The sequence below is a fragment of the Bradyrhizobium sp. USDA 4452 genome, from assembly GCF_054063575.1.
This window is the reverse complement of sequence record NZ_JBSSGK010000001.1, coordinates 1,414,404-1,439,099: the sequence shown is the minus strand read 5'-3', so window position 1 is coordinate 1,439,099 and position 24,696 is coordinate 1,414,404. Positions and strand designations below refer to the sequence as shown.

The 24,696-nt window shown below is 65.8% G+C and carries 24 protein-coding genes and 1 pseudogene; 10 read left to right on the top strand and 15 right to left on the bottom strand.

Annotated features, from left to right (window positions below):
* Positions 1 to 57 precede the first annotated feature (57 nt).
* The 5 genes from folK to ACVISU_RS07000 form a co-directional block, all read right to left on the bottom strand.
* Entirely contained in the window at positions 58 to 549 is a 492-nt protein-coding gene (gene folK / locus ACVISU_RS07020; protein WP_456706438.1) for a 2-amino-4-hydroxy-6-hydroxymethyldihydropteridine diphosphokinase, read from the bottom strand.
* Entirely contained in the window at positions 542 to 922 is a 381-nt protein-coding gene (folB, locus tag ACVISU_RS07015) for a dihydroneopterin aldolase (protein WP_050403309.1), read from the bottom strand. The genes folK and folB overlap by 8 nt, the downstream gene beginning before the upstream one ends.
* Complete coding sequence (gene folP, locus ACVISU_RS07010) at positions 919 to 1,776, bottom strand: dihydropteroate synthase (RefSeq protein ID WP_456706437.1); 858 nt, start codon at positions 1,774 to 1,776, stop codon at positions 919 to 921. The genes folB and folP overlap by 4 nt, the downstream gene beginning before the upstream one ends.
* Positions 1,777 to 1,874: 98 nt before the next feature.
* Positions 1,875 to 2,282: a DUF4332 domain-containing protein gene (locus tag ACVISU_RS07005; RefSeq protein ID WP_018270650.1), complete on the bottom strand. Its 408-nt coding sequence runs from the start codon at positions 2,280 to 2,282 to the stop codon at positions 1,875 to 1,877.
* Between the two features lie 62 nt (positions 2,283 to 2,344).
* Positions 2,345 to 2,710, bottom strand: coding sequence for a DUF2267 domain-containing protein (locus tag ACVISU_RS07000; protein ID WP_456706436.1), 366 nt, complete (start codon positions 2,708 to 2,710; stop codon positions 2,345 to 2,347).
* A gap of 391 nt (positions 2,711 to 3,101) precedes the next feature.
* Between ACVISU_RS07000 and ACVISU_RS06995 the strand changes: the two genes are divergently transcribed.
* The gene (locus ACVISU_RS06995) at positions 3,102 to 4,721 is read left to right on the top strand and encodes a helicase HerA-like domain-containing protein (RefSeq protein WP_456706435.1); all 1,620 of its coding nucleotides are present in this window, start codon (positions 3,102 to 3,104) and stop codon (positions 4,719 to 4,721) included.
* A gap of 96 nt (positions 4,722 to 4,817) precedes the next feature.
* Entirely contained in the window at positions 4,818 to 6,218 is a 1,401-nt protein-coding gene (locus tag ACVISU_RS06990) for a M20/M25/M40 family metallo-hydrolase (RefSeq protein WP_456706434.1), read from the top strand.
* 207 nt (positions 6,219 to 6,425) lie between these two features.
* Here ACVISU_RS06990 and ACVISU_RS06985 read toward each other — a convergent pair whose 3' ends face one another.
* The gene (locus ACVISU_RS06985; protein ID WP_456706433.1) at positions 6,426 to 7,205 is read right to left on the bottom strand and encodes a class II aldolase/adducin family protein; all 780 of its coding nucleotides are present in this window, start codon (positions 7,203 to 7,205) and stop codon (positions 6,426 to 6,428) included.
* 168 nt (positions 7,206 to 7,373) lie between these two features.
* Positions 7,374 to 9,023: a glycosyltransferase family 39 protein gene (locus tag ACVISU_RS06980; RefSeq protein WP_063695212.1), complete on the bottom strand. Its 1,650-nt coding sequence runs from the start codon at positions 9,021 to 9,023 to the stop codon at positions 7,374 to 7,376.
* A gap of 284 nt (positions 9,024 to 9,307) precedes the next feature.
* Between ACVISU_RS06980 and ACVISU_RS06975 the strand changes: the two genes are divergently transcribed.
* Both ACVISU_RS06975 and ACVISU_RS06970 read left to right on the top strand, forming a co-directional pair.
* A complete protein-coding gene (locus ACVISU_RS06975) occupies positions 9,308 to 10,255 on the top strand; it encodes a DUF308 domain-containing protein (protein WP_456706432.1) in 948 nt (315 codons plus the stop codon).
* Between the two features lie 177 nt (positions 10,256 to 10,432).
* Positions 10,433 to 10,846: a MucR family transcriptional regulator gene (locus ACVISU_RS06970; protein WP_063695211.1), complete on the top strand. Its 414-nt coding sequence runs from the start codon at positions 10,433 to 10,435 to the stop codon at positions 10,844 to 10,846.
* Positions 10,847 to 10,851: 5 nt separating this feature from the next.
* On the opposite strand, the gene ACVISU_RS06965 is transcribed toward ACVISU_RS06970, so the two are convergent.
* Together ACVISU_RS06965 and ACVISU_RS06960 are read right to left on the bottom strand one after the other, a co-directional pair.
* Positions 10,852 to 11,283, bottom strand: a complete 432-nt coding sequence (locus ACVISU_RS06965) for a SufE family protein (protein ID WP_050403304.1) — start codon at positions 11,281 to 11,283, stop codon at positions 10,852 to 10,854.
* A gap of 144 nt (positions 11,284 to 11,427) precedes the next feature.
* Positions 11,428 to 11,805, bottom strand: coding sequence for a DUF5330 domain-containing protein (locus ACVISU_RS06960; protein ID WP_456710775.1), 378 nt, complete (start codon positions 11,803 to 11,805; stop codon positions 11,428 to 11,430).
* Between the two features lie 433 nt (positions 11,806 to 12,238).
* Between ACVISU_RS06960 and ACVISU_RS06955 the strand changes: the two genes are divergently transcribed.
* Both ACVISU_RS06955 and ACVISU_RS06950 read left to right on the top strand, forming a co-directional pair.
* The gene (locus ACVISU_RS06955) at positions 12,239 to 14,050 is read left to right on the top strand and encodes an ATP-binding protein (RefSeq protein WP_456706431.1); all 1,812 of its coding nucleotides are present in this window, start codon (positions 12,239 to 12,241) and stop codon (positions 14,048 to 14,050) included.
* Positions 14,043 to 14,807, top strand: a complete 765-nt coding sequence (locus ACVISU_RS06950; RefSeq protein WP_456706430.1) for a peptidoglycan-binding domain-containing protein — start codon at positions 14,043 to 14,045, stop codon at positions 14,805 to 14,807. The genes ACVISU_RS06955 and ACVISU_RS06950 overlap by 8 nt, the downstream gene beginning before the upstream one ends.
* A 78-nt stretch (positions 14,808 to 14,885) precedes the next feature.
* On the opposite strand, the gene ACVISU_RS06945 is transcribed toward ACVISU_RS06950, so the two are convergent.
* Complete coding sequence (locus tag ACVISU_RS06945) at positions 14,886 to 16,529, bottom strand: ankyrin repeat domain-containing protein (RefSeq protein WP_456706429.1); 1,644 nt, start codon at positions 16,527 to 16,529, stop codon at positions 14,886 to 14,888.
* Between the two features lie 226 nt (positions 16,530 to 16,755).
* Between ACVISU_RS06945 and ACVISU_RS06940 the strand changes: the two genes are divergently transcribed.
* The gene (locus ACVISU_RS06940) at positions 16,756 to 17,100 is read left to right on the top strand and encodes a DUF1491 family protein (protein WP_456706428.1); all 345 of its coding nucleotides are present in this window, start codon (positions 16,756 to 16,758) and stop codon (positions 17,098 to 17,100) included.
* On the opposite strand, the gene ACVISU_RS06935 is transcribed toward ACVISU_RS06940, so the two are convergent.
* Positions 17,097 to 18,068 carry a DUF2336 domain-containing protein gene (locus tag ACVISU_RS06935; protein WP_456706427.1) on the bottom strand — a complete coding sequence of 324 codons (972 nt, stop codon included), beginning with the start codon at positions 18,066 to 18,068 and terminating at the stop codon, positions 17,097 to 17,099. The two genes, ACVISU_RS06940 and ACVISU_RS06935, sit on opposite strands and share 4 nt — an antisense overlap.
* Before the next feature lie 256 nt (positions 18,069 to 18,324).
* Here ACVISU_RS06935 and ACVISU_RS06930 point away from each other — a divergent pair, with 256 nt between their 5' ends.
* Both ACVISU_RS06930 and ACVISU_RS06925 read left to right on the top strand, forming a co-directional pair.
* On the top strand, positions 18,325 to 18,519 hold the full coding sequence (locus ACVISU_RS06930; RefSeq protein ID WP_050403343.1) for a hypothetical protein: 195 nt from the start codon (positions 18,325 to 18,327) through the stop codon (positions 18,517 to 18,519).
* Between the two features lie 16 nt (positions 18,520 to 18,535).
* Entirely contained in the window at positions 18,536 to 19,303 is a 768-nt protein-coding gene (locus ACVISU_RS06925) for a hypothetical protein (RefSeq protein WP_050403297.1), read from the top strand.
* On the opposite strand, the gene ACVISU_RS06920 is transcribed toward ACVISU_RS06925, so the two are convergent.
* Complete coding sequence (locus ACVISU_RS06920; protein WP_456706426.1) at positions 19,300 to 20,160, bottom strand: LysR family transcriptional regulator; 861 nt, start codon at positions 20,158 to 20,160, stop codon at positions 19,300 to 19,302. The genes ACVISU_RS06925 and ACVISU_RS06920 overlap by 4 nt on opposite strands.
* Positions 20,161 to 20,251: 91 nt before the next feature.
* Here ACVISU_RS06920 and ACVISU_RS06915 point away from each other — a divergent pair, with 91 nt between their 5' ends.
* Positions 20,252 to 21,094, top strand: a complete 843-nt coding sequence (locus ACVISU_RS06915; RefSeq protein WP_456710774.1) for an MBL fold metallo-hydrolase — start codon at positions 20,252 to 20,254, stop codon at positions 21,092 to 21,094.
* A gap of 45 nt (positions 21,095 to 21,139) precedes the next feature.
* Here ACVISU_RS06915 and ACVISU_RS06910 read toward each other — a convergent pair.
* The 3 genes and pseudogenes from ACVISU_RS06910 to ACVISU_RS06900 form a co-directional block, all read right to left on the bottom strand.
* Positions 21,140 to 21,712, bottom strand: a pseudogene (locus tag ACVISU_RS06910) (DUF1254 domain-containing protein); the annotation flags it as partial.
* Complete coding sequence (locus tag ACVISU_RS06905) at positions 21,709 to 22,287, bottom strand: DUF1214 domain-containing protein (RefSeq protein WP_050403293.1); 579 nt, start codon at positions 22,285 to 22,287, stop codon at positions 21,709 to 21,711. The gene ACVISU_RS06905 and the pseudogene ACVISU_RS06910, both read right to left, overlap by 4 nt.
* 1 nt (position 22,288) lies before the next feature.
* Positions 22,289 to 24,574 (bottom strand): transglycosylase domain-containing protein, encoded by a 2,286-nt coding sequence (locus ACVISU_RS06900; RefSeq protein WP_456706425.1) that lies wholly within the window; start codon positions 24,572 to 24,574, stop codon positions 22,289 to 22,291.
* Positions 24,575 to 24,696 lie beyond the last annotated feature (122 nt).

Here is a 24,696-nt window from a genome sequence, read left to right as displayed (position 1 = left end):
CGGAAATTGCCACGGGCGGGCGGCCAAGCCAAACTTTTGTTTGCGGCGGCCGGACTTTTAGTCGAGGTCCGCTAGACGGAAAATACCTTCCGTCGAGACCCCCGCCAGCGCATCCGCGACACGGCGCCCGGCGATGACGCGGTCGGGAACGATCTCGGCCAGCGGCACCAGCACGAAGGCGCGCTCGAACCAACGCGGGTGCGGCAGCGTCAGTTCCGGCTTGTCGAGCGCGACGTCGTCATAGGCGATCAAATCGAGGTCGAGGGTGCGCGGACCCCAGCGCTGCTCGTTCTTGCGATCGCGGCCGAATTTGCTCTCGATCTTGTGCAGCGTGAACAGCAGCGCGTGCGGATCGAGGCTGGTGTCGATCTCGATGCAGGCGTTGATGAAGCTATCCTGCTGCGCTTCGCCCCAGGGGGGCGTCGAATAGTCCGACGAGCGCGCAAGGAGCGCCGCTTGCGCCATGCCGCAGATATTGGCGATCGCCTTGCGAAACGTCGAGCGGACGTCGCCGACATTGCCGCCGAGTGCGATCAGCACGCTAGCCATGTGGCAGCGGATGCCGCGAGCGGGTCAGCACCACGCCGACATCGTCGAAGATCGCAGCGATCGGTGCGTGCGGCTTGTGCACGGTGACCTTGACCGCGCGGACGCGCGGGAACGAGGCCAGGATGTCTTCTGCCACCGCGCCGGCGGCGCGCTCCAGCAGCTTGTAGTTGGTGTTCTTGAATGCCGAGGTCGCGGTCGCGACGACATTGGAATAGGAGACCGTGTCGGAGAGACGGTCGGTGCGCGAGGATTCCGAGAGGTCGGTGTAGAGCTCGAGGTCGATGACGAAGCGCTGCCCCACCTCGGTCTCATGTTCCATCACGCCATGACGGGCATGGATGACGATCCCGGTGATGAAGATCGTGTCGGTCATTGCTGTCCCTCGATTGCCGCGGCCACCCGCAGCGCCTGAACGGTTTCCGCGACGTCGTGCGCGCGGATGATGCGGGCGCCATTCTGCGCCGCGATCAGATGCGCCGCGATCGAGCCGCCGATCCGCTGTTGCGGCTCGGAGGCCACGACCGTGCTGATGAAGCGCTTGCGCGAGGCGCCGACCAGCACCGGCAGGCGGAACGCGTCGAGCTCGGCGAGCCGCGCCAGCGCCGTCATGCTCTGCTCCGGCGTCTTGCCGAAGCCGATGCCGGGATCGAGCACGATCTGGCCCGACGCGATGCCGGCGCGCGTCGCGATCTCGAGCGAGCGTTCGAAGAACGCCGTAATGTCCTGCATGATGTCGATCGCAGGATCGACCTGCTCGCGATTGTGCATGATGATCACGGGCACGCCACCTGCGGCGACGAGTGGCGCCATGCCGGCATCGCGCTGCAGGCCCCAGACGTCATTGGCGATCGCAGCGCCCTGGTCGAGTGCGAAGGCCACGACCTCCGATTTCATGCTGTCGATCGAGACCGGCACGCCGAGCGCGACCACCTCGGCCAGCACCGGCTTCAGCCGCGCCATTTCGGCTTCCGCGGAGACCGGCCGTGAGCCATAGGGGCGGGTCGATTCCGCGCCGATGTCGATGATGTCGGCGCCCTCGGCGATCAGCCTGCGGGCCTGTGCCAGCGCCTGTTCGGGCGCGATGAACTGGCCGCCGTCGGAGAACGAGTCCGGCGTCACGTTCAGGATGCCCATCACCGCCGGATAGGCCCGCGACAGCAGTGCCGGCAGCACCGCTGATGCGGCCGGGCCAGTCACCGCCGATGCTATGGGCCTGGTTGCCATCATGCGGTGGCTTTGCGCTGACCGCAGCGGCAAGTCAAGGTGTCGCGACGATGTCGGGTGCCGGCGGCAGCGGGTCCGGTCAGGGCAGCCTAGTAGTGATGCTAATAAGTGATTTTCGGAGGCAGCTTGCGTGCCTCTTCAATCAGCAGCTCGACTGACTTCTCCGAAGGCATCACCCGGACGAGCTTACGCCGCACATTGGCGTCCTTCATGCTTTGCGCCAGCCGCGACGGGTTGCGGTGCGCGAGCTCGCGTACGGTGGTGACGCCGGCGGCGCGGACCAGCCCGACCTTCGCCTTGCCCATGCCGGGAATCCGCATGTAGTCGGAGATGTTGGCCCACTCGAGCAATTGTTGTTCGCTGATCCCGGTCTTCGCGGCGAGCGCCTTGCGTCCCTTGACGGTGCGGGCGGCTTCAAGCAGTGCGTCGGTCGTGCGGATACCCTGCGATTTCAGTTTGGTGGCGCAATAGGCGGACAGGCCTTCGATCTCGGAGAGGGGGTATGTCATGATACTCGTATGCAGGTAACAGGTAGAAGGGAGCGCGCGTGCAGGGCCGTTGGGACAGCGCTTCAGGCAAACTGGCTGAGGCCGGGCGTCCCCGAGATGATCTCGCCCATTTGATCCGCTCCGATTTTGTCGCGGCCGAACCTGAAAAGTTCACGCGCGACGTTCTGAATTTCACCCATGCTCAGGCCAAGCGCCATCAGCCGGGTGCCGACAGCCATCAAGCCGCCGCCCATCAACCGCGATAGACCACCGCTGTTGTTGGAGGCGGCGATTGCCGCTTCGGCGCCGGGGATTTGGTCGATCAAAGCCTGGACTTTATCGGACGGTCCCTCGCTACGGAGGAAACCCAGAACGATGCCGATGGTTTTTTCAGCGACAGCGCCGTCGATGCCGGCCTTCGCGGCCAGCTGTCCAACCAATTCGTCCATCTTGCCCCGCCTCAACCGGACTTTGCCGGGTTGTTCTTCGGAATTTATCTTGAGCGCCTGTGTCACGAAATACAAGCGATCCGCGCATTTCAGTTGGTTTTCTTTTTCGATCGCGTCGTGACTGTGGCCTCGCTGCAAGAGTGAGCGGCGGATTCACACCATCTCGTCGCAATGCGCAATGCCTTTCGTCACTTCGCCGGGAATAAAATATCAGGAACCTGTGGCGCGACAATATACGTCAGCTTGCGGTGACGGTTTCAATCGACCGGCAAGATGCAATATGATGGCACTGGTTCGGTATCGAGCCGGGTTCGCTGTTTCGAACCGGGTTCGAGTATCGAACCGGGTGCGATGATCGAAACGATCTGAATCTGCGTGAAGAGGCGAAGCGATGGCGACCTCCGACAACAAGTTGGCCGATACCGACGAGAAGATTTTTGTCGGCAAGGGTGAGGAGACAGCCTGGCTGACGCTGGCGCTGGCGAACCGGCATGGCCTCGTCACCGGTGCAACCGGAACCGGCAAGACCGTCTCGCTTCAAGTCATGGCTGAAGGATTTGCGCGCGCCGGCGTTCCGGTTTTCGCAGCCGACATCAAGGGCGATCTCTCCGGTATCTCCGAGGTCGGCGAGGCCAAGGACTTTATCGTGAAGCGCGCCCAGCAAATGGGCTTGACCTTCCAGCCCGATCAATTCTCGACCGTGTTCTGGGACGTGTTCGGCGAGCAGGGGCATCCGGTGCGCGCCACCGTCACCGAGATGGGGCCGCTGTTGCTGTCGCGAATGCTCGATCTCAACGACGTGCAGGAGGGCGTGCTCAACGTCGCCTTCCGGGTCGCCGACGAGAATGGCCTCGCACTGATTGACATGAAGGATCTGCGCGCCCTGCTGGATGCGATTGCGCCCGACGGCAGCAAGAAGGCTGCCGATGGCGAAGAGGATCCGCTGGCGCCGATCCGCAAGGCCGCACAGAGCTATGGCAATGTGTCCAAGGCGACGGTCGGTACGATCCAGCGCCAGCTCCTGGTGCTCGAGAACCAGGGCGGCGCCAAGTTCTTCGGCGAGCCGGCGCTGACGCTGAAGGATTTCATGCGAACCGACCGTGATGGCCGGGGCATGGTTAATATCCTCGTCGCCGACAAGCTGATGCAGAGTCCGCGGCTTTACGCCACGTTCCTGCTCTGGATGCTCTCGGAACTGTTCGAGGAGTTGCCGGAGGCCGGCGATCTGCCGAAGCCGAAGCTGGTGTTCTTCTTCGACGAGGCGCATCTCTTGTTCAACGATGCCCCGAAGGCGCTGATGGACAAGATCGAGCAGGTGGTGCGCCTGATCCGCTCCAAGGGCGTCGGCGTCTATTTCGTCACGCAGAATCCGATCGACGTGCCGGACAAGGTGCTGGCGCAGCTCGGCAACCGCGTGCAGCACGCGCTGCGCGCCTTCACGCCGCGCGACCAGAAGGCGGTTGCCGCCGCCGCGCAGACCTTCCGGCCCAATCCGAAGCTCGATACCGCGCGGGTGATCATGGAGCTCGGCAAGGGCGAGGCGCTGGTCTCGTTCCTCGAGGGCGGCGGCACGCCGTCGATGGTCGAGCGGGTGATGGTGCGGCCGCCGTCGGCGCGGATCGGGCCGATCACGCCGGAGGAACGCAAGGCGATCATGGATGCAAGCCCGGTGAAGGGCAAATACGACACCGCGATCGATGCCGAGTCCGCCTACGAGATCATCCAGAAGCGCCTCGCCGGCACGGCGACGCCGGCGGACGGCGCGCCTGGCGAAGGCGGCGGCATCCTCGGCCAGATCGGCTCGATCGTCGCCACGATCTTCGGCACCAATGTCAAGCGCGGCCGGCTCTCGACCGGACAGGTGATCGCGCGCAACGTCACGCGCTCGGTGACCGACAAGGTGGTCGGCGGCGTGGTCGCAGATCTCGGCAAGTCGGTCGGTGGTTCGGTCGGCGGCTCGATCGGTCGCGCATTGGTGCGCGGCGCGCTCGGTGGAATCCTGCGCAGGTAGCATCGCGATCACCCGATCGGAATGGACAGCCGGCTTTGCCTCGGGCGGCCGGCGCGCTACAACGTCGGCAATGTCCAAACCAAAAGGATATGAGCGATGTCCAACGCCAAGCTGCAGCCCGTCCTCGACCGTATCGACGCCGATTTCGACAACAGTCTCGAGCGGCTGTTCACGCTGCTGCGGATCAAATCGATCTCGGCCGATCCGGCCTTTGCCGACGACTGCAAGGCGGCCGCCGATCACCTCGCCAAGGATATCGCAACCCTCGGCTTCAAGACCGAGGTCCGGCCGACCGCCGGCCATCCGGCCGTGGTCGGCAAGCTGAACGGCGCGACCGACGGGCGGCCGCATGTGCTGTTCTACGGCCACTACGACGTGCAGCCGGTCGATCCGCTGAATCTCTGGCATCGTCCGCCGTTCGAGCCTGTCGTGACCGACCATGCTGACGGACGCAAGATCATCGTCGCGCGCGGGGCCGAAGACGACAAGGGACAGCTGATGACCTTCGTCGAGGCGTGCCGCGCCTGGAAGAATGTGACGGGATCGCTGCCGGTCGACATCACCATCGTCATCGAGGGTGAGGAGGAGATCGGCTCGAAGAATTTCGTGCCGTTCCTCGAGGCCAACAAGGCCGATCTCAAGGCCGACTTCGCATTGGTCTGCGACACCGGCATGTGGGACCCGAACACGCCGGCGATCACCACCTCGCTGCGCGGCCTCGTTTATGATGAGGTCAAGATCAAGGCCGCCAATCGCGACCTGCATTCCGGCGTGTTCGGCGGCGGCGCGCAGAACCCGATCCGCGTGCTGACGCGGATCCTCGGCGGCCTGCATGACGAGAACGGCCATATCACCATCCCCGGTTTTTATGACGGCGTGAAGGATTTGCCGCCGGACATTCTGGCGCAGTGGAAGCAGCTCAATTTGACGCCGGACAGTTTCCTCAAGCCGATCGGCCTCTCGGTGCCTGCCGGCGAGAAGGATCGGCTCCTGATCGAGCAGGTCTCGTCACGCCCGACCTGCGACATCAACGGCATCATCGGCGGCTATACCGGCGAAGGCTCGAAGACAGTGATCGCCGCCGAGGCGTCGGCGAAGGTGTCGTTCCGCCTGGTCGAAGGGCAGGATCCCGAGAAGATCCGAAAGGCGTTCCGCGATTATGTGAAGGCGCGCCTGCCGGCGGACTGCAAGGCGGAGTTCACCGATCATTCCTCTGCGCCGGCGATTGCGCTCGACTGGAACATGAAGCCGCTGGCCGCCGCCCGCCGGGCGCTGACCGACGAATGGGGCAAGCAGGCGCTGCTGATCGGCTCCGGCGCCTCGATCCCGATCGTCGCCGATTTCAAGCGCACGCTCGGCCTCGACAGCGTGCTGGTCGGCTTCGGACTCGACGACGACAACATCCATTCGCCGAACGAGAAATACGACCTCAAGAGTTTTCACAAGGGTATCCGCTCCTGGGCGCGCATTCTCGCCGCCTTCGCCGAGGCGAAATAGGGCGAGCGCGCTGTAGCCCGGATGGAGCGAAGCGAAATCCGGGATAGTCGATCCGCGGATGGTGGCGTGCATCCCCGGATTGCGCTGCGCTCCATCCGGGCTACGGATGAGGGCCGTACGTAAAAACGCCGCCCGGAATTGGGCGGCGTTTTGATTCAGGTCGTGTAGAGGGTGTTGGCGGTCAGCCTACCCGAAAATCATGAAATTTCAATCACGATATCCGGGATTGACCCGGTCCAGCTTGCGCAGCAGCGGTGGCCAGACCAGCTGGGTCGAGCGCAGCTCGGCGCGATCGGGGTTGGAGAGCAGCTCGGTGTTCTTGTCGATCGCGTGCTGATCGACTGGATACGCGCTGCCGCCGAGCGCGCGGGTTGCCACCTGCATCGAGCAGGCGCGTTCCAGATGGTACATCCGCTCGAAGGCTGAGGCGACCGAGCGGCCGACCGTCAGCGTGCCGTGATTGCGCAGCAGCATATGGTTCTTGCTGCCGAGATCGCGCTGCAGGCGCGGGCGCTCGTCGTGATCGAGCGCGATGCCCTCATAGTCGTGATAGGCGAGATCGTGGGTGACGAGCTGCGCGGTCTGGTTCAGCGGCAGCAATCCATCGGGGCCGCTCGACACCGCGGTGCCGTCGACCGTGTGCAGATGGAGCACGCAGCCGGCGTCCTCGCGCACCTCGTGGATCGCCGAATGGATCGTGAAGCCGGCCGGGTTGATGCTGTACTCGCTCTCCGAGAGCTGGTTGCCGTCGAGGTCGACCTTGACCAGGCTCGACGCGGTGATCTCGTCGAACATCAGCCCGTAGGGGTTGATCAGGAAGTGGTGCTCGGGGCCCGGCACGCGGGCGGAGATGTGGGTATCGACCAGATCGTCCCAGCCATAGAGCGCGACCAGCCGGTAGCAGGCCGCCAGATTGATCCGCTGCTCCCATTCCGCCGCACTGATATCCGATGGCACTTCCTTCAGGCGCGCTTCCGCTGGCGACATGGCCGATGCTCCATTGATGTTGTTGCTTGATCCAAGCGTAGCGCCGCCGCCGGATCGCGGCAAGGCGGCGTAACGGCGTGACAGTCATGCCAGCATGCGACGGCTGGCCCACGATGCGGGAAGATCATGCTCCGGCAGTGGGCAGGAGCGTAACAGGCGTGCTTTGCGTTACGGCGCCGGGATCGCCAGCAGGCTCGATATGCTGCGGCCGCGGATATCGTAGACGCGGGCGAACACGACGTCGTCGCGCTTGATCTCGACCATCACGGGCGCGGCCAGGCCTTTGCAGTAGAACTCGCCGAGCGTCATCGCGAAGTCGGCGGCATGGCTGTCCCAGCCGATCGTGAAGTCGGGCCCGAGCGCGACCTGCGCGGGGCGCTGCGGTCCGCACACCGCAACCTTCCACTTGCGGTGCTGCGGCGGCACTTCCTGCCGCTCCGCGAGCTGCTCGCGCAGCCCGTCGGACGCCTGCTTCAGCGCCAGGCCCCAATAGTCCAGCATGAAGAAATTGTCGGCGGTCCGCACCGTCCCGGCGATGTGGTTGAAGTGCGTGTACTGATACGGATGCAGGCGGATCATTTCGCTGAGCGGCAGCAGCAGGCCGAACGCGAACACGGCGAGCGCCGCGGGCTGCCAGGCGCGGCGGATCTCGCCGAGCCAGTCCATGCCGCGGGCGAAGGCGACGCCGCCGAGCACCGCCATCGGCGGGATCACGAAGATGAAGTGGCGGATGCCGTTGTAGAGCGCCGGCCGCTTCACCATTGCGATCACCAGCGGCAGCGTCGCCGCCAGCGTCAGCATCAGCATGATCGTCTTGCGCTTCGCCGGCACATCGATGCGCGACAGCGACGTCAAGGTGGTGATGACGGCCGCGGTCAACAGCACCAGCAGCACTTCGGGAAGCTGCAGCGCGAACAGCGTCGGCAGATAGGACCACGGCATGTCCGGCACCGACACCAGCGCGCCGTCGAACATCTCCTTCCACGGCTTCTCAAAGAAGTGCGAGAAATAGGTCACCGCTTCCAGCGGATGGCCGGGCTCCATGATCGACCACGGCCAGATCAGGCCCATCACGAGGTAGCCGAGCACGAGCCCCGGCAGCAGCACATAGACGACGTGGGCAAAGCGATGGGCCGCCTCGCGGGGGCCCTGCTTGCGGAATTCCTCGATCCAGAGCGGGATGAAACCGATGACTGCGTAGATCAAAGCGAGGCCGCCAAGGACGCGGCAGCCGATCGACAGGCCGGCGCCGAGGCCGACGATCAGGATCGTGCGCGGCGAGGGTGCCGGATATTCCTCGATCAGGCGGACCAGGCCCATGATCAGGACCACCATCGCCACGGCGAACGGCGCGTCCTTCGGGTTCATGAACATGTGGCCGTAGAAGGTCGGGCACAGTGCCAGCAGCAACAGCGCCGCCAGTCCCGCCAGCGGGCCCCCGACACGGCGCGCCAGGCGCCAGGTTACGGCAAGCCCGATGACGCCGACGATCGCGCCGAGCAGGCGGCGCGTCTCGAACAGTTCGAGGGGAATGACCTTGTGCAGCAGCGCCGCGGCCATGTCGAAGCCGCCGCCGTACATATAGAGATTGGCAAAGGAGAGCGCGCCGGTGTCCTTGAACCCGGACCCGTACATGCGCAGCAGGAGGTCGGCGTATTCAGCGTGGGTGTAGTCGTCCCAGCCGAGACCGTAATCGCGGAACGTGAGGCCGGCGACCACGGCGACCACGCCGAGGACGAGGAATGCGAGATCGTCGCAGGTCTTCTCCACCGAGCGCCGCGCAGGCGCCTCGAGGGCAGACGTCGTAATCGATGACATAGCTAGTGATACCGGCGTGCCTGTGGCCCAGTTTGGCGCTTTAGGGCCTCATTCCCCGGCATCCATAGCGCAGTTCCGTTTCCGAGTAATTGGTAATTGTGGCGTAATTTCCCAGATGCGTTGCAATAAATTGGCAGCAATTCGTAGCCAGTAAATCTACGGAAGGCGATTTCCTGGCCGCGGCTGCAGCCGCGATCAAGACGCGCGCCAGGCCCGGTTAAGCGGGATTTTAGGGAACTCCGCCTACAATTGGCGGTTGGCGGTATGGGCAATATGACGGTATCGTGGCGCTGGTGGCCGGCGTCGATTTTCGGTCGGGTCTCCCGGGGGTTAGTTCGATGATGGTTGGTCTGTTGGTCGTCGGCGTGGGCCTGGTCGTGGCGGGCCTGGCGGCGATCGGCTTGGGAATCCCCTACAAGGAATTCAGCGTCGGCGGTGCGCTGATCACGACGGGTGTGACCGGCGTCTGCACCGGCGCGATCGTGCTGGCGCTCGCCGCCATCCTTCGGGAACTCCAGGTCATCGCGCGGCGACTCGATCCGGTTGCCGCCGGCGCCCGGGCCGAGGTTCCGCTGCCGTCCGCAACTTCTCCGCGCAATGCCCTTGAGGATCCTGTTTTCCCGCCGCCGCGTGAGCCCAAGGTTGCCGCGCCTCCGCCGCTGGCCCCGCCCGTCTCGCCATCCGCGTCCGCGGCACCGCCGCCCTGGCACGACGAAATCGCTCCACGTGGCGCCCCGGGCGAGGCGCCGCCGGCTGTGCCGGGTGGCGCGCCCCCCGAGGGCGAAGCCGCGCCCAAGCGGCGCAACCTGCTGTTTTCGTCCTCGCGGAAAGAACGCGAGCGGGCCCAGAGCCGTACGGCCGAGCCGCTGACGCCGGATCTGCTGTCGCCGGAGCTGCGTCCTGGTCCGGCCGCAGCGGCCGAGCCCGCGCCGGCAACATTCGACGATGCCTGGCCGAAAGCCGAACGGCCGCGGTCGGTCGATGTCGCCCCACGGCGTACGCCACGGCCATCCATCTTCGGCGAGACCCAGTCAGCCGGCGCGGCCCCGTCATCAGGCCACCCGCCGCCGCCCCAGGAGCAGCCGCCGGTGACCGTGCTCAAATCGGGCGTGGTGGACGGCATGGCCTATTCGCTTTATTCGGACGGATCGATCGAAGCGCAGATGCCGGAGGGCATGATGCGGTTTGCCTCGATCGACGAACTCCGCTCGCATCTGGAGCAGCGGCCGTAGATCTACGGGAATACTTGCGGTCGGGCGGCCCGAAATCTAAAACACGGGCGTTCTTGTCAGAATTGCTGTAATTCGCTCATATTCGCGAAGTAGTACGCGATTCCATTGATGTATTGCTGCACGTGGATACTGTCCGGTGGGGCGCCGGGCCGTCGCTAGCACGGGGAAGATTGAGCCATGTCCGATATGTCAGGCAAGACGCCGGTCGAACTGACCGCAAACATCGTTTCGGCCTATCTCAGCAACAATCCGACGCCGGCCGCGGATATTCCGAGCCTGATCAGCCAGGTCCACGCGGCGCTGCTGCGGGTGTCGGCCGGCCGCACCGACGCGCCGAGCGAGCCGGCGAAGCCTGCGGTGTCGATGAAGAAGTCGATCACGCCGGAATATCTGGTGTGTCTCGAGGACGGCAAGCGCTTCAAGTCGCTCAAGCGCCACCTGCGCACGCAGTACAACATGACGCCGGAGCAATATCGCGACAAATGGGGCTTGCCGGCCGACTATCCGATGGTGGCGCCAAACTATGCGGTGGCGCGATCGCAACTCGCCAAGAAGATGGGGCTCGGCCAGCAGGCACGGAAGCGGAAGTAAGCGGCTTACGCGGCGGATGCCAGTGCCTCGCGCGCATCGTTGCGGATGCGATCGACCATTGAGCGGAGGCCATTGGAGCGCTGCGGCGTCAGATGGTCGCGGAAGCCGAACTCGTCGAACAGCGCGAGCGCGTCGGTGGCCAGGATTTCCTTCGGCGTGCGCCCGGAAAACAGCGTCAGCACGATCGCGACCAGGCCGCGCACGATGTGGGCGTCGCTGTCGCCGATATAGTTCAGGCGCGGTTCACCGTTGGCATCGTGATCGATCCGCTTCGACAGCCAGACCTGGCTGACGCAACCCTGCACCTTGTTCTCGGCCGAGTGCTCCGCCTCCGACAACGGCTCCAGCGTGCGGCCGAGCTCGATGACATAGCGATAACGGTCGTCCCACTCGTCCAGCAGCGCAAAATTGTCCCTGATTTCGTCGATCGTCGTCATCGTGGTCCGCGTCCTATTCTCAACGGCTTATATAGGAAGGCGGGCCGCGAAAGCGACGAAAATGGAACCGGTTCCCGGTTGTTTTGGCGGGTTTTCTTCACGCGAGCCGGCGCCCGCCTCACACGACAGCGCTCGATCTCGCGCTTACTGCGTCGGCGGCAGGCGGAATTCAATCATCTGATCGTCCGCCGTCAGCGTGTCGCGGGACGCGCTCGGATCGGTATCATCCTTGTCGATCGAGCCGGTGTGGTCGGGCGGCTTCTTGTCGGTGATGATCTGGTAGAGCTTGCGCGCGCCATCGGTGGCGCGCTGGCCGATCGCGGTCGCGGCCTGGCCGCCGACTTCGCACGCGGACGGCTGCCGTTTGCAGAACTGACCCATGTCGTTGATCGTCGCGGTCGCAGCCGATACCGCGTCCGATGCGCTGATCTGCGGCGTCTTGTCCGCTTCAGCTGTTTTGTCTCTCGGCAGCAGCACGAGCACAAGCCCGAGCCAGAATGCCAAACGCAGCAGGAAGAACATGGCGCGATCCCGGTCGTCTATCTTGTCTTTGCTTCTTGCGCGGTCGATGCCGCTGTTGCCTTCACGGTTAGCATCGGTCGATAAATCGGAAGTATCTGCATTGAGGTAAATCCGCCGAAAAATCGCGGAAAATCCGCCTGAATTGATTCGCCGTAAATTTTCGATTGATGGCGGCTGAAGGGTGCCAGATCTGCAGGCTGCGCCGCGTCTACGAATTTGAAACCATAGTTCGTCGCACCCGGAAACCAGCCGTTCACCATCCCGGACGAATGACCGGTGAATGACAGCGTCGCAGCCTCGCCAATGCACGGTGTTTGGCAGCAGGCCGCCCTGCCTTAGCGTTCGCTTAAGTTCGCTCTGACACGTTGGCCTGCAATCACAAAGGAGGCGTTCCGGCGCGTCTGTCTGACGATTAAGCCGAAGCGCGAGTGCTGTGAGTAGTTTGAGTCTGATCCGCGATTGCCTGGATGCGCTGCTGCATCCGTCGGCGCAGTATGATGCGCTGACGCGTGCGCGCCACCGTGCCTTCATGGCGCCGCGGCTGCTCGGCAGTCTGGCGGCGCTGGCTTCGTTCCCCGCCTTTCTGGCGATGCGCGGGGCGCCGACGGCGATCGAGGTCGCGGCCTTCGCATGGCTGATCGCACCGATCCTTTTGTCCTGGTTCCTGTCGCGCACCGGCCGCTATGAAGGCGCGCATGTGCTGTCGTCGCTGGCGCTCGCCGGTCTCGTGATGATGATCGCGGCGTCCACCGGCGGCATCGCGTCGTTCGCCGCGGTATGGCTCGTCGTGATACCGATCGAGGCCGCGTTGTCGGCGTCGCGGCGTGTGGTGGCGTTTGCGTTCGCGCTGGCGATGATCTGCGCGGCGCTGCTCAGCATGCTTGGCCATTACCACGTGCTGCCGGCGGTCGATCCCGCGGTTGCCATGAACAGCACGCTGGCCGGCTTCGGCGTCGTGTCGGCGATCTTCTATGCAGCCGGGCTTGCCTTCGGCGCGGAGTCGCTGGCGCGCACCAGCGTGGCGCTGCTCTATGTCGAGGAAGAGCGCTATCGCCTGCTCGCCCACAACATGAGCGACGTGCTGTCGCGCCATAGCCGCAACGGCGCGGTGCGCTTCATTTCGCCCGCGGCCGAGATCATGCTCGGCGTGCCGGCAGCGCGGCTGTCCGGCCACGGTCTGTTCGACCGCGTCCATGTCGCCGATCGTCCGGCGTATCTGACCGCGCTGTCGGACGCCGCGCGCGGCGAGTCCCGCAGCGTCGAGTTTCGGGTGCGCCGCGACGGTGCGCGTGGCGATGCCGCCGCTGAATTCATCTGGGTCGAGATGCGTTGCCGTGCGCTCGAGCAGCCCTCGGCCGATGCCGAGGTGGTTGCCGTGATCCGCGACGTGACCGATCGCAAGGTGCAGGAGCAGGCGCTCGAACAGGCCCGCCATGCGGCCGAGCAGGCCGATGCGTCGAAGACGCGCTTCCTCGCCACCATGAGCCACGAGTTGCGGACCCCGCTCAACGCCATCATCGGCTTCTCCGAGATGATCGCGCAGGAAGATGTGCTCGGCCTGGATGCGACCCGCCGCAAGGAATACGCGCAGCTCATCAACGACTCCGGCCAGCATCTGCTGTCGGTCGTCAACGGCATCCTCGACATGTCGAAGATGGAGTCCGGCAATTTCGAGATTTCGCCGGAGCCGTTTGCGCCGCGGCCGGCGCTGCTCAATTGCTGCAACCTGGTGGCGCTGAAGGCGCGCGAGAGCGGCGTCGACCTCGTGACCCGGGTGCCTGACGACCTGCCGATCGTGAACGGCGATTCGCGCGCGTTCAAGCAGATCGTCCTCAATCTGGTTTCCAACGCCATCAAGTTCACCGAGCGCGGCGGCAAGGTCACCGTGTCGGCCGGCGTCGAGGGATCGCGGCTGCTGCTGCGGGTCTCGGACACCGGCGTCGGCATCGCTGCCGACGACCTCAAGCGGATCGGCGATCCGTTCTTTCAGGCCGGCAAGACCTATCAGCGGCGCCACGAAGGCACCGGCCTGGGCCTCTCCATCGTCAAGGGGCTGGTCGGCCTGCACAACGGCGAGATGAATGTGGAGAGCAAGGTCGGCGAGGGCACCGCCGTGTCGGTCGCGCTGCCGCTGTCGTTCACCCCGCCGGCCGCGGTCGGGCCGTCCAGCAATGTCGCGACCCTGAAGCCCGCGCTGCGGTCCGGACTGCAAGAGCAAACCCAACAGGTGAAGAAGAGTGCCTAGACAGACTTTGGATGATGACGAAACGCCGCGCCGTCGCCGCGGCGCCAAGGCAGTGGCCATCGCGGCCGAGGAGGAGCGCGGCCTCTTCCTGCGCCTGCTGCTGCACAGTCCGAAGGATCTGGTTGCGGGCCTGCTGGCGACGTCTGCCATTGTTGCGATCCTGATCAACGCCCTGTTCCTGCAGGCTGGCCGGCATCCGTCGCCTATGTTCGGCGGTTCGGTGGTGACGCTGCCGCCGCCGGCCCCGCTTGCCGCGGCCTCCAGCCCGCTGCCGCGTCCACGCCCGGCCGAGGCCGCCGCCCGGTCGGTCGAGCCCGCCGCGATGGAGCCGGCCAGGCCGGTTGATGTGAAGCCTGTCGAGACCAAGCCGGTCGAGACCAGGTCCGTTGAAGCCAAGCCGGCCGAACCCAGGCTCGAGGCCAAGCCGGTCGATCCGATGGCCAATCTGGTGCTGAAGTCGACCGCCGCCCCGCCGGCCGCTGCACCGTCCGCGGCTGCCGCGCCCTCCAGCGTCATTCGTCCGCCGGCGCCGATCCCGACACAGCATCTCAGTCCGACCGGCAAGCGCATCGCAGCGGTCCAGCGCACGCTGACCGAATATGGCTACGGCCAGCTCAAGCCGACCGGCACGATCGGCGCCGACACCCAGCACGCGATCGCGAAGTTCGAGCGTGCCCGCAAGCTGCCGGTGACCGGCCAGATGTCGGATCGCCTGGTGCGCGAGCTCGGCACGATGATCGGGCATTCGATCGAGTAAGCTCTTTGCGGCGAGATTGATTCCACTTTCGTGATGGCCGGGCATGTCCCGGCCATCTGCGTTTTCGCTACGGCTTGCTCAGGTCGTCTCGCCCAGCAGAACGTCCGTGACCTCGTCGGAGAACAGCTTCCTGCGGCCGGCCAGCAGCACCCATTCCGCATCGTCGCGATCCGGAACGGCGTGCGGCATGCCGTGGTCGAGCAGGGCCTGCGCGCAAGCGGCCCAATCGCCGCCCTCGACCGGTTCGTTACAGGACGCCCATGAAAGGCTGCCGGATGCGTTGTCGCCGAAGCCGTGCTGCTCGGTCCAGTCAGCGCCGTGCTCGAGCAGGAAACGCGTCAGCCCGGCATTGCCGCGGAACACCGCGTGATTGAGCGCCGAGGCATCCCAGTCGCCGCCGCGCACTGCGATGGGCCAGCCGAGCTCGACCATCAGCCGTACGCCGGCGTCTGCACCGGCGGCCGCAAGTTCGGGCAGCAGGCGCAGTTGCTGCGGCGAGAGCGCGCCGGGCAGATCGGGCCGCCGGGTCTGGATGCGGCGCGCTTCGCGCTCGTCGCCGCTGGCGCACGCGGCGATGAACCGTTCGTCGTCGGGAAGCGGCCTGGCTCCCGTTCGCTCGCGCAAGAGCTCGGCGACATCCGGCAGTCCATACCTCAGGGCCAGTTCGTAGGCGCTGGCGCCATCGGGCGTTGTGACCTGCGGATCCGCACCAGCATCGAGCAGCGTTGCGATGCACTGGCGCGAGCGTCGCCGCCGGATCGCCCACATCAACGGCGAGCCGTAGTCGGTAATTGGCGCGTTGCGGGCTGGCTCATTCGGATTGCCGCCATGCCGCAGCAGCAACTCGAGCGTCGCCACGTTCTCGTCGTCGAGCACCTTGTACATCGCGTTGGTGCCGGCGATCCGCGCGCCATGCTCGAGCAGCAGGCCCGTGGTCACGGAGCCTTCGAGCGAGTGGTACAGCGATTCATTGTCGTTCGGATCGGCGCCCGCATCGAGCAACAGTTTCGTCAGGCCGAGATCGTGGTTGCGTCCGGCGGCGCCATACAGCGCCGACAGCGGATTGCCGTCATCGGGTGCGTCGAGCGATCCGGGCGGCCAGCGGCTGCTGATGTGCTGGTCCGGATCGGCGCCGGCCTCGAGCAGCAGGCGCGCGCAGCGATGCAGCCGTGCTTGAAACTCCGGAATCTGCAGCAGGCTGGAATGCGTGACCGCGACCAGCGGCGGCAGTCTCAACGGACCTCCGGGACGGTTGACCCATGCCGGATCGTTGGTCGCGGTGCGCCGTACCGTCGCTTCGTCGCCGATGGCGCAGGCGAGATAGGGATCATCGGCCACGAGATCGGGATCCTCGGCGAGCATCCGCACCGCGACGCGCGGATGGGCGCGATCGGTGGTGCCGTCGACATCAGCGGCGTAGACCAGCTGCAGCCAGCGCCGCACCCGCTCGGCCTTGCTTTTGCCCGGCGGCAATTGCGCTTCGACATAGCGCCGCAGATCCGGCCACGAGGCGAAGCCGAGATCGCGCGCGATGCAGGACTGCGCGTCATGGAGCCGCAGATCGAGCGCGGCGATTTGCGGGTCGCTGAGCCCGGCGGCAGCCGGAAGCGCCTGCCGGAAACGGGCGTAAGCCTCCGGCGCCTGCCGCCGGTAAAGGCGAATGAGCTCCTTGGCCTGCTTCTTCAGATGTTCGAGATTCAATCGCGCGGGCGATCGGTCCATGGAAACCTCCGTGCATCTATCGCCGATGGTCCACAAAACCGGCTGCACAAAGGCTTGGTTGGCCGCATGTCGGGGGCAAGTGGGTTCAACCCTTCCCGTGGACCCGGGTGCGGCTTGCACCGCGAATGCAACGATATGAGCGACGCTTGGCTCGGTCAACCCGCCGCTGCGTGATGTCATTTGTCACAATTGGACGTGGCCGTGCCGCTGGCCTATAGGTCGGCGCATGCGATTGAAAACCAGCATATGGGTCGCGGCGTATCTGCGCCGCTGCCAGACCGAGGGCGTGTTCGGCGCCGTCCGCAAGAAAGGCGCGGAGGAAGCCGGCGCCGTGTTCGTCAAGGTGGCGCTGATGGACGGCAACGCGATGTTGTATGCGCCCGCGCCGCAGACGGTCTATGACGACAGCCGCCCGGCCGAGCGGTTGTTCGTGCCGACGGCGCCGCAGCCGGTGTCCGAGCCTTCGGTCGAGGAGCGGTTGACCAAGGAACTCCGCTTCGATCCCGATGCCTGGATCGTCGAGACCGAAGATCGCGCCGGACGGCACTTTCTCGATCTGGCGAAGAGCTAACTTCCGGATTTCTGGTTGCGAATGCCGGATGCGCTGCCGGGCAGCACGACGGGGCGTGTCTGCGACGATGTCGCGCGGACGCGATGGCGCTCGTCGTCGTAGAGCTGTGAGCGATATTTCGCCCGCGCCACCGCCATGGTCGAGCCGCGCCACGCCGCCAGCATCACGAGTGCCGAGCGCTCGCTGAGGCGATCGTAGAGCCGCGACAGCCGATAGACGTAGTTGACCGACGAGCCGGCTTCCGGATTGAGGAACATCAGGATGCGCTGGAATGCGGCGCTCGAGACGTCAAGCGCCCGCATCGCGCAGGCGAGCGGCTCGCCGCCGGGATCGTTGACGACCTCCGCCGCGATCCGCGACGGCAGGATCAGCGCCTCGCCGAGCTCGCGCGTGAAGTTGTCGACATCCTCGGCAAAGGCCGCCATCTCCAGGATATGGATCGCGCGCGCGGCGCGTGCGGCCGGGATCCGCGCGGCGGCCTTCAGCGGCGTCTGCTGCAGATTGTGCAGGATCTGCACGCGTTCCTTGGCGCCCGCGGCAAAGAACATGTCGGAGAGTTCGGCGGCATCGTTCGGCCGCATCGCAAGGCTCGCGGCCATCCGCTGCTCGGCCTCGGTCGGGATCTTGGCTTGGGGCGTGGACGGTGCCGGCGCAGGAGCTGGAGCGGCAGCCGGCATCTGCTGGTCGGGACCGACACGTCGCAGCCCGAGCTTGTCCATGATCCTGGCCGGAGTAGCCGGATAGATCGCAAGCCGCGCACGGACGGCGGCGCGGGTCGCGTCGTCGACCTCGTCGATCAGGCGCGACGTGAGCTCGACGAACTGGCGTTCTTCATCTGCGGAGTGCGCGCTCGCCTGCACATAGAGGTCGGTCAGGACGCGCAGCAAAGTCGGACGGATGTCGACGCCCTCGCGGCGGGAGAGCGTCATCAGCCCATCGAAACCAGGAAATAGCGGAGCTGCGCTCATCTCGGGCGTACGCGACTTGCCAATAAGACTCAGGTTGAAAACCTTCTGGGCGCGAGCCTACGCAGGCTGTTTTAAGACACAGTTAAGGAAAACAAGCCGTGAAGCCGAACGCTCGAATTTGCGCGTGTCCATTAAGGCACAGCGCCGTATCCGTAACCGTCCCTGTCGGCGGCTTAAGATATCGTTAACCATGCGCGTTCTTAACTCGGCGTGCGCGGGGCAAATCATGTCCGTGCGGGGCCAGAGAGAACGGAACATGGGCACCATCGTTGAGTTTCCGGCGGATGCGGCTGCACGGCGGCCGAGCACTGTCGGTGCTGCCGGCGAAGGCATGGGGACCGTGCTGATCCTTCCCGTCGTCCGGATTGAGCGAACGACGGAGGAGACCGGCGGGGGGCGCGGACCGGAGCAGGGCACTGCGCAGGGTCGCCGACGCCGACGCCGCTCCTGATCGCGGACATCGTGCAATGTCGCAGCTCGTGCAGCGGACCGCCGCTCGGCGGTCACTCCCGGCGCTGATCCTGCTGCTCGCAGGCTCGGCGCTCGCCGGCTGCAGCGGCGGCGACTTCGGCCGCACCCGCGCGGATTTCCGCAACGACGACATGCATCGCTGGATGGGCGCCGAGGCGACCGGCAGCGTCGGCAAGAACGCCTCGCAATTCCAGCTCACCGAACACGAACGTCAGCTGCGCGATCTCGCCTATCAATTCGTCGAGCCGCCGCTGTCGCGCCCGGCGTGGAAGAGCGTGTTCGGCGACTACCAGCCGCTGCCCTCGCCGTGGCGGCAGAGGGTCTTATTCGATCGCACTGCGTATGGCCGCAATCTGATCGACGAGCCGCATCGCTCGTTCGCCTCGCGCTATTCGCTCCTGATCGACGAGGTGCGCGACGACATCACGCGGTTCGAGCCGTTCTTCGCCACCGCGATCCAGGTGATCGAACTCGACCGCAAGCGCAGTGCCAGCCTCAGGATGATCGCCGACGTGTCGCCGCGCGAGAAGGCAGACGCAGTCGCGCGGATGGAAGAGAACACGCTGATCGTGCAATGGGTCCAGCAGGCCCTGGAGCGGCGGATCGCGTCCTATCGCTGGGCGCTGGAGCGGCTGGTGATCCAGGCACCTGACGGCATGGCGGCTGACGCCGAACGCCAGATCAACGAGCTTGCCCGGCTCACCGCCAATGCGCCGTTGATCTCAGGTCCCGTCACAGGCCAGGCCGTGGTGACCAAGGGCTAAGCCCGTTTCACCTTCCTGATTGCGGACCTCGCGCGTCGACTGTTCGCTTGCCGCGGCAGGCTCGCAATGAACGCCTTCAGCGCATCGGAGGGCGGCTGGGCGGAGGGGTAGGCGAGGCCGACCTGGCGCGTGACGTCGATATCGATCGCACGCACTGCCACATCCGGATTGCCGCGCGCCACGCCTTCGGGAACGATCGCAACGCCAACCCCGGCCGCCACCAGCGCCATCGCCCATTCCTCCGATTCCGCGATCGCTACCGGCTTGCGCGGCGGCGACGTTCGTTTGAAGAATTCCTGCTGCTCGCAATGGCAGCGGTCGATCATAGGAACGCCCGCGAAGTCGCTGGTCCGCAGCGTCTCTTTCAGGGTAAGGGGATGTGACGGCGGCAGCGCCGCGACATAGCGCTCGCTCCAGAGCGGGATGAAGTGCTCGCCGGCGTGGGTCATGGTCTTTGCGACGATCCGCGCGTCGGCCTTCTCATCGGCGCCGACCAGCCGGAGCGCGAGATCGGCGTTGGCCGTCAGCGGCCTCAGCAGCGCGACTGTCCGCGCCTGATCGAGGGTGCGCAACAGGCCGAGCGTCAGCGCCTGCCTCGTCGCGGGTTTGCGAAACAGGTTTCGCGCCGCGTCCGCCTCGTCGATGATCCTGCGGGCGATGCCGTGAAATCGCGCGGCGGACTCCGTCGGTGCCATGCCCTTCTTGTGCCGGATGAACAGCGTGGTACCGAGCTCGGCCTCGAGATTGGTGATCGCTGCCGAAATCGACGGCTGCGAGATGAAGCAGCGCTTCGCCGCGGCGGTCAGGTTGCGCTCGCGGTAGACCGCGGCGAAATAGCGGAGTTCGCGGATATCCATAGGCCTATCCTATCGCATAGATAGAAAGACAATATTTTACCTATGGAAAGACGAGTGGCAAGTCTGCGCTTGTTACAGCGGAGGACTGGTCATGCGCATCCATCATCTCAACACCGGCACGATGTGCCCGATCGGCAAGCGGCTCGTGAACGGCAGCGGCAGCATCTTCCAGCGCGCGCGGATGGTCTGCCACTGCCTGCTCGTCGAGAGCAATGACGGTCTCGTGCTGGTCGACACCGGCATCGGGCTCGACGACATCGGCAACCCGCCGCGGCTCGGTCGCAAATGGGTGCGGCAGACGACGCCGCGGCTCGATCCGGCCGAGACCGCCGCTCGCCAGGTCAAGGCGCTCGGCTTCTCGCCCGACGATGTGCGGCATCTACTGCTGACGCATCTCGATCGCGACCATGCCGGCGGCGTGCCGGACTTTCCGAGCGCCAAGGTGCATGTCCATCGCAAGGAGTACGACATGGCGGTGACGCATCAGCTCGCGCCGCCGGTAGGACGCTACATCACGGCGCAATGGCAGCATGGGCCTGACTGGGCCTTCTATGGTGCCGGCGGCGAGGACTGGTTCGGCTTCAAGGGCGTGCGCGCGCTCGGCGACCGCGAGCCGGATATCCTGATGATCCCGCTGCCGGGCCACACGCTCGGCCATTGCGGCATCGCGGTGCGCACCAACGACGGATGGCTGCTGCACGCCGGCGATGCCTACTTCCACCACGCGCAGCTCGCTCCCCGGCCGCGGGTCCCGCTGGTGCTCGGCATGTTCCAGCGCGGGGCGGACATGGATCGGCCAACGCGCATCCAGAATCAGGAGCGGCTGCGCCAGTTGAAGGCAGCGCATGGCGACAGTGTCACGATCGTCAACAGCCACGATCCCGTCGATTACGAGACCTGCCGTTGCGGCCGGCACGCGCTCGCAGCCAACTAACCGCTTGCGTGCCGCGGGCGGGGGTGCGGGGGCGGGGAGCGGCGGCGGTGCTTCCTGCTTGGCCGCGACCGGCTCGGCTTGCACCTTGCACGACGAGGCCGCAAGCGAAGCCTGCGCCTGCGGCATCAGGCCGGGCTCCGGCGCCAGCGCCTTCAAGAGGATCAGGCCGGTCTCGGTCGGCGAGTCGATGATCAGCCGGTCGGCGGCAGTGACCTCCTCGTCCTCCGGCAGCTCGTTGTGCTGCGCTTCGGTCATCAGGTCGAGCTCGATCACCTTCTTGCCGGCGGAGCGATCGTTGATCGCGTAATAGGCGACCTCGTTGCGGGTGTAGAACGACACCGAAGTATAGGCCTGGCTGACCGGCACGGTGAGCTTGAGCGGCCCGGTGGAGAGATCGTAACGGCAGATCGCCACCGCGAAGGCCGGATCCATCAGCGGCATCGGCGAGTTGCTCGGGTCGGCCAGCGGCAGCTGCGTCACCTCGTTGAGCTTGGTCATCGGTGTCAGCCGCGAATAGGCGTCCTGCGAGGCGATGCGCGGCAGCGCCAGCACGCTGACGAGATGCACCACGCCGCCGAGCAGCACGCCTGCGAGGATGGTGAACAGCACGCGGATCATGGGCAGCCCGTCGTTGCGATCGAGGGCATCGGCGCGTCGCGCTGGGTGCGGGTCGCGACTCCGACCGGCGTGTCGTAAAGCCGTAACATCAGCGCGTAGCGCTCGATGCCGCCGGTCGGCAGCCAGTTGCCGGCGCGCGAGCGCGAGGCGATGTGGATCTCGAACGTGCCGTCGGACGCGCGCACGATCTCCTGGCTGGTGAAGCCGTAGCGCTGCAGCGAATTCGCGACGAGATGACCCTTGCGGTCGAACAGCGTCAGCGTCCAGAACCGCGCCGCCGGCGTCACGCCTGAGACCACGACGTCGCAGCGTCCGTCGAGCGGCTTGTTCTTGTCGTCCGAGGTCGCCGAGAACGCGATGCCGTCGCCAGTGCCGATCGGCAGCTCGCCGCTGCGCGCGATGGTCGCTCGCGAATAGGGATCGACATCGGAGGTGCCGTTCTTCGGCCGCGCGGTCCAGGCGCCGATCTTCAGCGTGCCGATATCGGTGCCGCGCGTCGCCGTCGCATAGGTCAGGCCGAGGCCGACGGCCGTGGCGATGACGAGTGCCAGCAAGGTGGAGAGGAGGAGCCGCACGTCAGTTCTTGCGTGGCAAAGCTGGTGTCGCGCCGTCCGGCCCGGCCGCGGCAACGTAGTTTTCGGGGAACGCCAGCGCGCTCGAGGACTCCGCCTTGCCGGTCTTCGAGGGCTCGCCCAGCGTGGTCTTGCCGGTGGTCTTTTCAGCGGTCTTGGCCGCGTCGTCGAGCAGCTTCTCGACCCGCACCAGGATATCCGCGCCGCGCTTGGTCAAGACCGGCGGCGGACCCGGCTTGGTCTCCAGCACCCGCGGCGCCGTGCTCGCCTGGGCATTGGCCTGCGCCGGCTGCGGCGGCAGCTTCTGGCCCATGCCGACGCCGGCGAGTTCCTTGACTTCCACGCCCTGATGCGCGGCGACCATGATGTCGTGCCAGGTCTGCGCCGGCAGCGAGCCGCCGGTCATGCGGTTGGTCGGCGAATAGTCGTCATTGCCGTACCAGACCGCGCAGGTGAAGTTGCCGGTGTAGCCGACGAACCAGGCGTCGCGATAGGCATTGGTGGTGCCGGTCTTGCCCGCGGTCGGGATGCCGTCGAGCGCGGCGCGGCGCGCGGTGCCTTCGCTGACCACGTGGCTCATCATGCCGGCCATGTCGGCGGCGATGTTCGCCGGGATGGCCTGCCGCGGCTTGGGGCCGTCGCGGTCCCAGCGCCACACCAGATCGCCGGCGCCGGTGCGCACCTCGAGCACCGAATGCGGCGTCACCGCCTTGCCGCGGTTCGGGAAGGTCGCATAGGCCACCGCGTGCTCGATCACCGTGACTTCGTCGGAGCCGATCGGCAGCGACGGAGTATCGGGCAGCGGCGCCTTGAGGCCGAAGCGGCGCGCGACCTCGACGATCTTGGCGCGGCCCGCCTTCGGGCCTTCCTTGCCGCCCAGCGCGATCGAGAGCTTGACCGGCACCACGTTAATCGAGCGGGTGATCGCCTGCGTCAGTGTCACCGAGCCGGAATAGGAGTGGCCATAGTTCTGCGGGCACCAATTGCCGATGCAGACCGGGCCGTCGACGATCTTCGAGTTCGGAGTGAAGCCGTTCAGCAGCGCCGTGGTGTAGACGTAAGGCTTGAACGACGAGCCGGGCTGCCGGTAGGCGTCGGTCGCACGGTTGAACTGGCTCGCGCCGTAGTCGCGGCCGCCGACCATGGCGCGGATGCCGCCGTCGAGATCGGACACCACGGTTGCGGCCTGCGTCGCGTGATAATCGCGCCCGAACTGGCGGAGCTGGTTCTCGATCGCTTCCTCGGCCGCCTTCTGCACGTTCGTGTCGATCGCGGTGCGGACCACGAAGACGCGTTCGGTGTAGGATTTCGGGAAGGTGTCGACCAGCTTGCGCATCTCGTCGAAGGCGTAGTCGAGATAGTAGTTCGGCGAGTTCTCGTCGCGCCGGTCGACCGCGACCGCCGGATTGCGGCGGGCGCCGAACACCTGGCCCTCGGTCATGAAGCCGGCATCGACCAGGTTGTCGAGCACGACGTTGGCGCGGGCGCGCGCCGCCGGCAGGTTGATGTGCGGGGCATACTTCGTCGGCGCCTTGAACAGGCCGGCGAGCATCGCGGCTTCCGCGAGGTTCACGTCGCGCACCGACTTGTTGAAGTAGAAATGCGCCGCGCCGTCGACGCCGAAGGTGCCGCCGCCCATATAGGCGCGGTCGAGATAGAGTTTCAGGATCTCGTTCTTGGTGAGCCGCGTCTCCAGCCAGATCGCAAGGAACGCTTCCTTCACCTTGCGCTCGATGGTGCGCTCGTTGTTCAGGAACAGGTTCTTGGCGAGCTGCTGGGTGATCGACGAACCGCCCTGGCGGACGCCGCCGGCCTGCGCGTTGGTGACGAGCGCGCGGGCGAGGCCCGGCACGTCGATGCCGAAATGGTCGTAGAAGCGGCGGTCCTCGGTCGCGAGCGTCGCCTTGATCAGATTGTCCGGAAAGTCTTCCAGCGGGATCGAGTCATTATGCTTGATGCCGCGGCTGCCGATCGGGTTGCCGTAGCGGTCGAGAAAGGTCACCGCGAGGTCGGATTTCTTCAGCCAGTCCTCGTCGGCGGTCTCGCGGAACGCGGGGATCGCGAGCGTCAGCATCAGGATCATGCCACCGAGCCCAAGCGTTGCGGCTTCCGACAGCGGCTCGATGAACACCCAGCGCTTCCAGCGGCCGACATAGAAGCGGTCCATGAAGGTGGAATAGCGCTCGTAGAGTTCGCGCAGGCCCTTGCCCGACGAGAACAGCGTCGAGTCGATACGCGCATCGAGGTCCAGGAAGAAATTCCGGACCTTCTGTTTCCAATGCGACGGCACCAGGTCCCTTGATCAATTTGAGAGCGCTGCGGGCGCCCAAATCGGGCACAGGCTAACGTCTTGCTTCGATGTTGCGGCAATCCCAAGGCGCTTTTGCGTCGTTGGGGACTCGTTCGTTGTTC

Excerpts from the sequence above, each read along its gene's own strand:
- ACVISU_RS06990 (WP_456706434.1), top strand. The coding sequence starts at position 4,818 with ATGTCCAACGCCAAGCTGCAGCCCGTCCTCGACCGTATCGACGCCGAT.
- ACVISU_RS06995 (WP_456706435.1), top strand. The coding sequence starts at position 3,102 with ATGGCGACCTCCGACAACAAGTTGGCCGATACCGACGAGAAGATTTTT.
- folP (WP_456706437.1), bottom strand. The coding sequence starts at position 1,776 with ATGATGGCAACCAGGCCCATAGCATCGGCGGTGACTGGCCCGGCCGCA.
- ACVISU_RS06985 (WP_456706433.1), bottom strand. The coding sequence starts at position 7,205 with ATGTCGCCAGCGGAAGCGCGCCTGAAGGAAGTGCCATCGGATATCAGT.
- ACVISU_RS06945 (WP_456706429.1), bottom strand. The coding sequence starts at position 16,529 with ATGGACCGATCGCCCGCGCGATTGAATCTCGAACATCTGAAGAAGCAG.
- ACVISU_RS07000 (WP_456706436.1), bottom strand. The coding sequence starts at position 2,710 with ATGGACGAATTGGTTGGACAGCTGGCCGCGAAGGCCGGCATCGACGGC.
- ACVISU_RS06930 (WP_050403343.1), top strand. The coding sequence starts at position 18,325 with ATGGGCACCATCGTTGAGTTTCCGGCGGATGCGGCTGCACGGCGGCCG.
- folK (WP_456706438.1), bottom strand. The coding sequence starts at position 549 with ATGGCTAGCGTGCTGATCGCACTCGGCGGCAATGTCGGCGACGTCCGC.
- ACVISU_RS06965 (WP_050403304.1), bottom strand. The coding sequence starts at position 11,283 with ATGACGACGATCGACGAAATCAGGGACAATTTTGCGCTGCTGGACGAG.
- ACVISU_RS06980 (WP_063695212.1), bottom strand. The coding sequence starts at position 9,023 with ATGTCATCGATTACGACGTCTGCCCTCGAGGCGCCTGCGCGGCGCTCG.
- ACVISU_RS06935 (WP_456706427.1), bottom strand. The coding sequence starts at position 18,068 with ATGAGCGCAGCTCCGCTATTTCCTGGTTTCGATGGGCTGATGACGCTC.
- ACVISU_RS06920 (WP_456706426.1), bottom strand. The coding sequence starts at position 20,160 with ATGGATATCCGCGAACTCCGCTATTTCGCCGCGGTCTACCGCGAGCGC.
- ACVISU_RS06940 (WP_456706428.1), top strand. The coding sequence starts at position 16,756 with ATGCGATTGAAAACCAGCATATGGGTCGCGGCGTATCTGCGCCGCTGC.
- ACVISU_RS06915 (WP_456710774.1), top strand. The coding sequence starts at position 20,252 with ATGCGCATCCATCATCTCAACACCGGCACGATGTGCCCGATCGGCAAG.
- ACVISU_RS06925 (WP_050403297.1), top strand. The coding sequence starts at position 18,536 with ATGTCGCAGCTCGTGCAGCGGACCGCCGCTCGGCGGTCACTCCCGGCG.
- folB (WP_050403309.1), bottom strand. The coding sequence starts at position 922 with ATGACCGACACGATCTTCATCACCGGGATCGTCATCCATGCCCGTCAT.
- ACVISU_RS06960 (WP_456710775.1), bottom strand. The coding sequence starts at position 11,805 with ATGTTCTTCCTGCTGCGTTTGGCATTCTGGCTCGGGCTTGTGCTCGTG.
- ACVISU_RS06970 (WP_063695211.1), top strand. The coding sequence starts at position 10,433 with ATGTCCGATATGTCAGGCAAGACGCCGGTCGAACTGACCGCAAACATC.
- ACVISU_RS07005 (WP_018270650.1), bottom strand. The coding sequence starts at position 2,282 with ATGACATACCCCCTCTCCGAGATCGAAGGCCTGTCCGCCTATTGCGCC.